General features: G+C 30.6%; 6 protein-coding genes. 5 read left to right on the top strand and 1 reads right to left on the bottom strand.

The genetic code is table 11. The features are described from left to right. Together GJV03_RS21580 and GJV03_RS21135 are read left to right on the top strand one after the other, a co-directional pair. Window positions 1-518: hypothetical protein (locus tag GJV03_RS21580; RefSeq protein ID WP_171501889.1), on the top strand; the 518-nt coding region annotated here is incomplete at its 5' end. Next, entirely contained in the window at window positions 515-1,057 is a 543-nt protein-coding gene (locus GJV03_RS21135; RefSeq protein WP_154131066.1) for a hypothetical protein, read from the top strand. The genes GJV03_RS21580 and GJV03_RS21135, both read left to right, overlap by 4 nt. A gap of 263 nt (window positions 1,058-1,320) precedes the next feature. Here GJV03_RS21135 and GJV03_RS21130 read toward each other — a convergent pair whose 3' ends face one another. After that, window positions 1,321-1,998, bottom strand: a complete 678-nt coding sequence (locus GJV03_RS21130; RefSeq protein WP_154131065.1) for a hypothetical protein — start codon at window positions 1,996-1,998, stop codon at window positions 1,321-1,323. Between the two features lie 89 nt (window positions 1,999-2,087). On the opposite strand from GJV03_RS21130, the gene GJV03_RS21125 reads away from it, so the two are divergent. The 3 genes from GJV03_RS21125 to GJV03_RS21115 all read left to right on the top strand — a co-directional run bounded on the left by GJV03_RS21125 (window position 2,088) and on the right by GJV03_RS21115 (window position 3,938). Beyond that, the gene (locus tag GJV03_RS21125; RefSeq protein WP_154131064.1) at window positions 2,088-2,408 is read left to right on the top strand and encodes a hypothetical protein; all 321 of its coding nucleotides are present in this window, start codon (window positions 2,088-2,090) and stop codon (window positions 2,406-2,408) included. 10 nt (window positions 2,409-2,418) lie between these two features. Continuing rightward, window positions 2,419-3,231 carry a hypothetical protein gene (locus GJV03_RS21120; protein WP_154131063.1) on the top strand — a complete coding sequence of 271 codons (813 nt, stop codon included), beginning with the start codon at window positions 2,419-2,421 and terminating at the stop codon, window positions 3,229-3,231. A gap of 74 nt (window positions 3,232-3,305) precedes the next feature. Then, the gene (locus GJV03_RS21115; RefSeq protein ID WP_154131062.1) at window positions 3,306-3,938 is read left to right on the top strand and encodes a hypothetical protein; all 633 of its coding nucleotides are present in this window, start codon (window positions 3,306-3,308) and stop codon (window positions 3,936-3,938) included. Window positions 3,939-3,991 lie beyond the last annotated feature (53 nt).

Here is a 3,991-nt window from a genome sequence, read left to right as displayed (position 1 = left end):
GTTTTTTATCTAGTTCTTCGCTAGGTGCTAAGGATATTTTATTAAGTTCTAGCTCCAACTCTACAGTAACGAATAGAATTTCTAAATTATCTGTTGATGCTGAAAAAAATTCTAAAAAATTAATTAGAATTTTAAAGCAGGATGAATTTATTCCAGGTGAGATTTCAAAAACACAACTTTTTCTTGAAAATATACTTTTAAAAGAAATTGATTTGTTCAGGGAAGTTTTTCAAAAGACGTGGTTAAAACTATTTGTGGAGTCCAATACTAATCACATTATTGATTTTATTAGTATGGCTTCTTACTTTGAATATGAAGACTTAGATGATAGAGCTGATGCACTAATCATTTGTGGATGTTCACATGTGGATGTCAGAGTGAATGAAGCAACTATTCGTGTAGTTGAAAGTTGGGAACAAGAAAAGCATGTTGCTTACTTGAAAAATATTAAACCCAGCTCTTATGCATGGTTAGAGACGTATAAAGAAAATGTAATGAATAAATTAGAGCGCAAATGATGTATTTATTAAGAGCATTTTCTTTGCCTAAATGGTCCCAAAATTTAGATAAAACTTTAAATAATTTTGAAACAGATCCGATTACTGTATGTACTAGAACGAAAGATAACGAACTTTCTGTTTGGTTAACTGATTCTACTTCTTGGACAAGTGAACTAACTAAGAAAATTATTACTGCTTTTGCTGTTAATAAAGATGCTCCAGCAACAACGGATTTTATTTTCTTAGATGGTGAATTCTTAAGAGGGGAAGGTGTAAAAATTTCCGAAAAAGAAGCTGAAACTCCGTACACGAGTATGAATAGCTATCATCGAGACTTAAGTGATCTGACTTATGAAAAATTAGGTATAGTATGTGAACACTTAGTAGAGCAATTGAAAGTGGATGCCAATATATTTAGGCTTGAAAAAGCTGATATGGTCAAATGGGTTGTAGATGTGTACTCTGCTGAAGAAGATTTATTTGATCTTGATGATTTAAGTGATAAATGGCAAAAGGCGATTAATCGTGAGTTAGATTCACGTAAAGTTATTGTATGAAATATAATTTTTAGAACTCTCATAGTTTTAAGTTTTTCTAAAATTAACATAATACAGCTTATGCGAAATGTTTGTATTTTTCCTTTTCACATCAATATCTTAGTTAAAGCCGTTCTAGAGTTTAGCGCACTAGAACGGCTTTTGATTGATTTTTCACGTTCCACGATTTTTAAATCAAATTTTTACATAATTGAAAATCATATGAACTTTTTAACCCAATATTTTTGAACATACTAGATTGAATCGCTTTTTTACTGGTTTGGTTAAAACTCTCTAACTTCTAAAGATTCATCCTGTGTATTTGGAAAGTGAGCAAAGATATATTTTTCTTTGCTTTGAAAAAATATATCAAAGCTTTGGCTCATTAAGGGATCATACTGGCTTTGCTTCTGATAAATCGGCGCGATTCGATTGATGTAGTAATTTATCCAATCCGTTTCATTGCTAAAAGCACAATAGTCTTTGAGATCTCTATAGAGATGCTGTAGATCTGTTGAAATTGCATCAATGTTGGGGTGGAAGAGCCAAACCGATATATCCAGTGGTTTAACAGCAATCAAGTTGTAAGGTTGTAATGGATCAAATCGCTCGATTTTATAGAGTTGTGCACCATGTTCGCTATAGCTCGAACACAACAATTTCGTATTTTCCACCTGGAAATAATTTGTTCCAATTTCTAGCTCTCTCATCTGTCTTGAAATTTCAAGACATTGAGGAAGTTTGTTTAAGTCTGAATGCGCTAATTTTTTAAATAACTCAATAGATCTACTGACAACGTAGCCTTCGCCAGTACCTGTAATGATACCGTTATCCCACGAATAAATTTTTGAAGCCATTTCTATGTTGAATTGGATTTCCTCTGATTCTTTTAAAACAATTTTCTTATTGTCTGCTGCAATAATAGTGCTGTCATTTAATTGTATCGCAATGATAAAAGTCATACTTTTATAGTAAGTTTTGAATTATTGATTTTTTATATTAAACTATAATTATAAATAATTTTAGCAAAACTTAATAAAAAGGGTGGGCTATGGCAGGTGGTTCTCAAATTATTATCAATAAAAATGGCATAACCATAATCACTCCAGCAAAGTTTGAAGTAAAAGCTGGGCAGCATATTTTTAAGAGTGGGGCAAAGATATCTTTAAAAATACCCTTACTGCCTGAAAATCAACAAAACAGTCTACGTTATAGATTTGTAGATGATGATTCAGCTCCATATGCGAATACGAAATATACTGCATATTATGAAAATGGGAGAGAAGTCAAAGGTGTGACGGATAAAGATGGCTGGACAAATACTTTGTATAGTTCACATCCACAAGAAATAAAAATACACTTAGAAATATGATGAAATCGCTATGGCTAATAATCAACTTAACACTTCAAATGGTATAACAGCGCCAGAAGGTACCCAGATCACTCAAAAGATAACAAGAAAAAAATCACTATTTCTTTTCTTTTGGATAGCAGAAGAGGATAAGGCTAAAAATGTGTTTTCAGAATCAGCTCATACACGTATGAAAAATATAAAAAGAACAGATTGGTTTGATGAAAACATTCATAAAGTTCATTGTCCACCAGTACATAAATTTTCTGAATTTCAATCTATTACAGACTACTGGTTTAAAGAGTATGGTGGGAAAAATAAAGTGATGGTTAAGGAAATTGGAATATTTTCTCATGCTGCACTTGATGGGCCAATCATAGTGAATGATAGTATTAATGATCCCGATAGAGTCCCATACCAAAATCCCTACACTGGAGAATACAGTTATACACAATTAAATTTAATGGGGTGGAGTAAACTAAATTTTTATTGGCATTCATCAAACCCTCGAATGACTTTTTTTGGTTGTAATACAGCCCATGAAGCAAAGAGTTTTGCAAAGAATATTTCACAATTATCCAATTTTAAAAATGTAGAGGTTGGAAGGCAAGTAGATTCAAGCTTTCCGTCATTTTATCCATCAAGTAGAAGTACTACTTTTGCAAGAAATAAAAATATGGGATGGTTTACTGGTGATACATATATGGTTGCTAGTGAAGCAGGTAAAGGAATGCAGGCAACCTTAGTATGGATAAAAGCCTTACCTATGAGATTTTATAAAAATGGCATACTTTTATATGCTAAGACACAAGAGTTTTTTAATTCACCAGATCAAAAAATATGAAATTTGTAAAAAAACTAATATTTTTAATCAGTTTTGTATTGATTTTAATAGTAATAATTAGTAGGTACTTTATTATGCAAACACAAGCTAATTTTATTGTGGAAATAGATAATACTAAAAATTATAGTCATGATATTGTTGTAAATTATAATAGTGTAAATATTACAAATGGATATCATCGCTTAAATAGAACACAAACATTACTATCCAAAGGTAATATTTATAAAATGGAACCACAAGACTCCCAAATTATAGAATATTATATTAAAAATAAATCTGGCTACCTATATAAAGGTCAATGGAATTTAGAATATCATTCAAATGATGAATCACTTCATCCAAGTAAAAAGAAAGATAACAATAAATATAAACTCATTATTACACCAACAGAAAAAAGTGTTATCTTTTCAAATTATAGAAATGATGTAAAAATAAATGTCGAAGAGGTTAAATATTCAGCTGAAATAGGTAGGAATTATTTTGATGAACCTGTTGACTTGAATTTTTTTACGAAATTTAGTCTCCCGAAAACATCGAAATTTGAACCATATTTATCAGAGGCAGTGCTTGAAAAACTAAAAAATATGCAAATAGAAGAACTAAAGGAGAATAATGCTTATATTGTTGAAAAGCATGTGAAAAAATTAAATTTAAATGATAAAGAGATTCAAGAACTAAAAGATTTAGAACTAATTAGAGCAGAATAATAGCATGCTCATTATGCAATACTAATTTAGGGTGGAATTCGTGTTGAAAAATA

It is taken from the genome of Acinetobacter sp. RIT698, from assembly GCF_009668065.1.
GTDB classification, from domain to species: domain Bacteria; phylum Pseudomonadota; class Gammaproteobacteria; order Pseudomonadales; family Moraxellaceae; genus Acinetobacter; species Acinetobacter guillouiae.
This window is presented reverse-complemented; position numbering and strand designations above follow the sequence as displayed.

What these genes read in the sequence shown, in the direction of transcription:
- GJV03_RS21135 (WP_154131066.1), top strand. Translation starts at nt 515, where the DNA reads ATGATGTATTTATTAAGAGCATTTTCTTTGCCTAAATGGTCCCAAAAT.
- GJV03_RS21130 (WP_154131065.1), bottom strand. Translation starts at nt 1,998, where the DNA reads ATGACTTTTATCATTGCGATACAATTAAATGACAGCACTATTATTGCA.
- GJV03_RS21125 (WP_154131064.1), top strand. Translation starts at nt 2,088, where the DNA reads ATGGCAGGTGGTTCTCAAATTATTATCAATAAAAATGGCATAACCATA.
- GJV03_RS21120 (WP_154131063.1), top strand. Translation starts at nt 2,419, where the DNA reads ATGGCTAATAATCAACTTAACACTTCAAATGGTATAACAGCGCCAGAA.
- GJV03_RS21115 (WP_154131062.1), top strand. Translation starts at nt 3,306, where the DNA reads ATGCAAACACAAGCTAATTTTATTGTGGAAATAGATAATACTAAAAAT.